This is a genomic window from Methanogenium cariaci JCM 10550 (genome assembly GCF_001315945.1).
GTDB lineage: Archaea > Halobacteriota > Methanomicrobia > Methanomicrobiales > Methanomicrobiaceae > Methanogenium > Methanogenium cariaci.
In genome coordinates, this window is the sequence record NZ_BBBG01000042.1 from 1 (window position 1) to 3,924 (window position 3,924).

3 protein-coding genes and 2 pseudogenes are annotated in these 3,924 nt (G+C 58.1%); 3 read left to right on the plus strand and 2 right to left on the minus strand.

Annotation, left to right across the window (positions count from 1 at the left end; translation table 11 throughout):
* Nucleotides 1–14: 14 nt before the first annotated feature.
* Complete coding sequence (locus JCM10550_RS16370) at nucleotides 15–329, minus strand: hypothetical protein (protein ID WP_157200402.1); 315 nt, start codon at nucleotides 327–329, stop codon at nucleotides 15–17.
* Nucleotides 326–499: a hypothetical protein gene (locus JCM10550_RS19385; protein WP_157200403.1), complete on the minus strand. Its 174-nt coding sequence runs from the start codon at nucleotides 497–499 to the stop codon at nucleotides 326–328. Before JCM10550_RS19385 ends, JCM10550_RS16370 begins: the two co-directional genes overlap by 4 nt.
* A 429-nt stretch (nucleotides 500–928) precedes the next feature.
* On the opposite strand from JCM10550_RS19385, the pseudogene thiM reads away from it, so the two are divergent.
* The 3 genes and pseudogenes from thiM to JCM10550_RS16390 form a co-directional block, all read left to right on the plus strand.
* Nucleotides 929–1,742: pseudogene (gene thiM, locus JCM10550_RS16375) on the plus strand (hydroxyethylthiazole kinase).
* A 53-nt stretch (nucleotides 1,743–1,795) separates the two neighbouring features.
* Nucleotides 1,796–2,506 (plus strand): thiamine phosphate synthase, encoded by a 711-nt coding sequence (gene thiE, locus JCM10550_RS16380; RefSeq protein WP_083475590.1) that lies wholly within the window; start codon nucleotides 1,796–1,798, stop codon nucleotides 2,504–2,506.
* 599 nt (nucleotides 2,507–3,105) lie between these two features.
* Nucleotides 3,106–3,924 (plus strand): annotated as a pseudogene (locus tag JCM10550_RS16390) (hypothetical protein); the annotation flags it as partial.

Sequence of the window (3,924 nt, forward strand, 5' to 3'; positions counted from 1 at the left end):
GTCTCAGGGGGGTATTATTTATCCGCAAGCTCAGCGCGTATCTGTTTGGGAAGCCGGGCACTCATCACCAGTCCGAGGATTGTCAGGATAGCATCCCACAGAATCCAATGAGGATTGCAACGAGAAATCCTGTTGTTGCATCGGAAACCATGCCCCCCCCTCTGGGGGGGGAAGAATACATAGGACAGGGTCTCATACATGGGAACGAGAAGGAGGAGGCTGATGAATGCGGCAACCACCAGGGGGGGTAATCTCATCAGCTTTCTGAACTCCGGTGTCATCGCGGCGAAGAACAGGAGTGAGGTCGGGACGATGAGATAATACATCATTCCTCTGAGTCTTGCGGGGGGGTCATTCCGTCCGCGACCAGGGTGAATAATCCCGGGGTGGCAAGGAGATATGTCTCGGTGATGATGATCAGGATGAGAAGCAGGGGGGGGTAGAGCAGTCCGATCCACCACAGGTGACTTTTTTCTCTCAGGTAGTCCAGAAACAGCAATGCGCCCAGAGAGGCGATGGCTGCAAGTGCAATCGAGATGTACGAGCCGCCAATGATGGTAAAGACGAGGGGGGTAGCCCAGCATCGCCATCACCGGCGAGTATATGGTTAATGTTGAGAGCAGATTCGTTTTCATCAGAGTTTCCTTCTGATGATTCCTGAACGGTCACGAATATGTGTATTATGATGAGATGATGCTGTTTTCTCTCTGAACATCAGCTGCTACCCCCCCTGATGATCCGGTATGTTTGGGCAAGGATATCTGTTTCGATATCATTCGAAAATATATTTGCTCGTTTATTTCGCCGGAATGGAGTTGTTGGAGGCCGTGTTCCGGTGCATACGTGCGGTCTTTTCCGCATGGTTGCCGGGGTGAAAACTCTTCTTACGTCTGAAAACGAATAGTATGATCACGTTTGGTGAATACGCATGGATTCTCAGAAAATAGCAGACGAACTGGCGGCGGTGCGCTCCTGCCACCCGCTGGTACACCACATCACGAATACGGTAACTATGAATGACTGCGCCAATATCACGCTCTGCGCCGGGGGGGGCGCCTGTGATGGCGGCGGCACCGGAGGAGGCAGGTGAGATGGCAGGAATGGCGGGTGCCGTCGTGCTCAATATCGGGACGCTCTCTCTGGCCCAGGTGGATGCGATGCTCATCGCTGGGAAGGCGGCGAATGCCCGTGGTATCCCGGTCATTCTTGACCCGGTAGGGGCGGGTGCGACGGCGATGCGAACGGAGGCATGTGAACGCCTGCTCGCAGAACTTGATATTGCCATTCTGAAGGGCAATGCCGGTGAGATCGGAGTGCTTGCCGGTGCTGGTGGCGAGGTCCGGGGCGTGGACTCGGCGGGCCTTTCGGGTGACCCGGCCGCGGTGGCCGCCGCCTGTGCCCGGAAGTACGGCACGGTTGTGGTGATGACGGGTTCTGAGGACTATATATCGGATGGTGAACGGACGCTTGTGGTCGGAAACGGCAATCCCCCTGATGGGCCGTCTTTCGGGAACGGGTTGTATGACCGCATCGGTGGTGGCTACCTTTGCAGCCGCAGGTGACGATCTGGTGGAATCGTGTGCGGCTGCCTGTGCTGCCTTCAGCCGGGCGGGGGGGAACGAGCGGCCGCCCAGTCTCGCGGGCCTTACTCGTTCCGGACGGCACTCTTTGACGAGATGGCGAACCTTACCCAGGAGGATCTTGCGGGCCATGCCGATGTGAAAGACGTGGGTGCAGTCTGAACAGATATATGAAAAATATCTGAACTGAAATATTAGACTCGGAGCTGATACCTATGGCTGAACACAGAAATATATCCCAACCGGCAGACTGGTTGGAACAGATCCGCATCCCGGCACTCTATGTGGTCACCGATACGCTGATCGGTCAGGGCCGGTCCCATGCAGAGATCGCCGCTGCTGCTGTGGCGGGGCGGGGGGCGGGGATCATTCAGTTGCGGGACAAGCAGCTGGCATCGGCGGCCCTGCTCCGTGAGGCGGTTGCCGTCCGTGAGGCGATGGCCGAGTATGACGCCCTCTTTGTGGTGAACGATTCCCTTGATGTTGCTTTGGCATCGGGTGCGGACGGGGGGGTGCATCTGGGCCAGAGCGACGGTTCGGTTTCGGCGGCACGGGCCGCGGCGGAGGCGGCGATCACCGCTGTCCCGGATGGTTCAAAGAGATTTATTATCGGTGTCTCGGTGGGATCGGTGGCGGAGGCCTGCCGGGCGGTGGAGGAGGGTGCGGATTATGTCGCCCTCGGCCCAGTCTTTTCCACGAACTCGAAGCCGGATGCCGGGGGGGCGGCCCGCGGGCTTGTGCTGTTGCAGGAGATCCGTGATGCCCTCCCCCCCGCCGTGCCGCTCGTTGCGATCGGCGGCATTGGCCCTGCGAATGTGCAGGACGTATTCCGGGCCGGTGCCGATTCGGCGGCGGTCATATCTGCGGTGGTGGCAGAGGATGATGTGACGGCCGCGGCGAGGGGGGGATGCGGGGGGGCTGATTGAAGGAGTGACGCAGGGTCGGTGAAGGAACGGGAGTAGGGATCATCTCTTTGTGATCGTTCCCGCTGGCTTTTTGGTTGGTGATCTGTTGCAATGAGGAGCGGGGGACCTATCAATAACAATTTCAATAACAATTTCAATAACAATTATCTGCACGAAAATGAATGGTTGAACAGGAATGACTGAATGAGCATGATCATTTCCCGATGATCCCGGAATGCAGTATCGGGATGTTCGTTTGTAGCTGGATGTGATGAACCCGGCAGGCCGAGTTTCCCACAGGCGTGGGGATGAACCCGTTCCCATTACCGTTGTTCCTATCATCGGTGCAGGTTCCCCCCACACCCGTGGGGGGGACGCATCCTGCTTTTCCATTCTCCGGTGAAGAGAGCGAACGCTGTACTGCGCAGGCTATTATTCCGACCCCCCCTGTTTTCTTTCACTCCGCACGCTTTTTCATTATATACCCGGCCTTCCTCTCTTCACCTGTGCACCGCATCTCGTGCACAGGAGATGGTCTCCATGAGCGGGATCAAAAAAACTGAAATGACAGACAAAACAAAAGCATGCGCCCGCAGTGGTTCGAAGAGATCCGCTGGTGAATGCCCGGTGGCAAAATCCCCCCACTCCGTGACCCGTCCATTCTGCCGGAACACCGGAAAAAGGCCGCTGCTATCCTCGAATCCGGAGATCCGTTCGCCTTTTTACTCGACGTATTCCACCGTGACCATGTCGGCGACCATGCTGTCGCTGCATGCCTGCTCCTCTCGGCGGTCTCATCGTCCGTGGAGAACGCCCGGGGCCTGCACGTTGCCATATCCGGCACATCCGGCACGGGCAGAACCCATGCCTGCAACGCCATGCTCCATCTGCTTCCGGCTGCACACCGGATGGAGGGTCCGGTCTCAAAAAATTCCCTCGAGTTCTCCGGGGATATGCAGCCGGGTACGGTGCTGCTCTTCGACGGCACCACCTTCCCGGACGATATGCGGTTGCTCCTGAAGTCTGCCACCGACAACTTCCGGGAACCCGCCGAGCTCCGCAAGCTCAGCCGCAACCGGCAGTTGAAAATCCTCACCACCCCCCCGGAACGCTGTGTCTGGTGGCTTTCCCGAATGAAGACCGACGGCACCGACCCGATCATGAACCGGCTGCTCATTGTCCCGGTGGATGAATCCGGTGAACAGGGTCAGGCCGTCTTTGACCATCTGAAAGCAGCGGATGCAGCCCTGATGAGTGCCGGTGTTGACCCGGACGTGTTTGTCTGCCGGGCAATCGGGGAATGCCTCAGGCTCAGGCTCCCTTGGGTGATAATTCCCTTCGCCCGCCGTATCCATTTCCCCCCCTTCTCCTCCAACCGGCGCAACCTGCCGATGTTCCTTGATCTCATCAAGTGCCACGCCGCCCTCAACTTCCTCCAG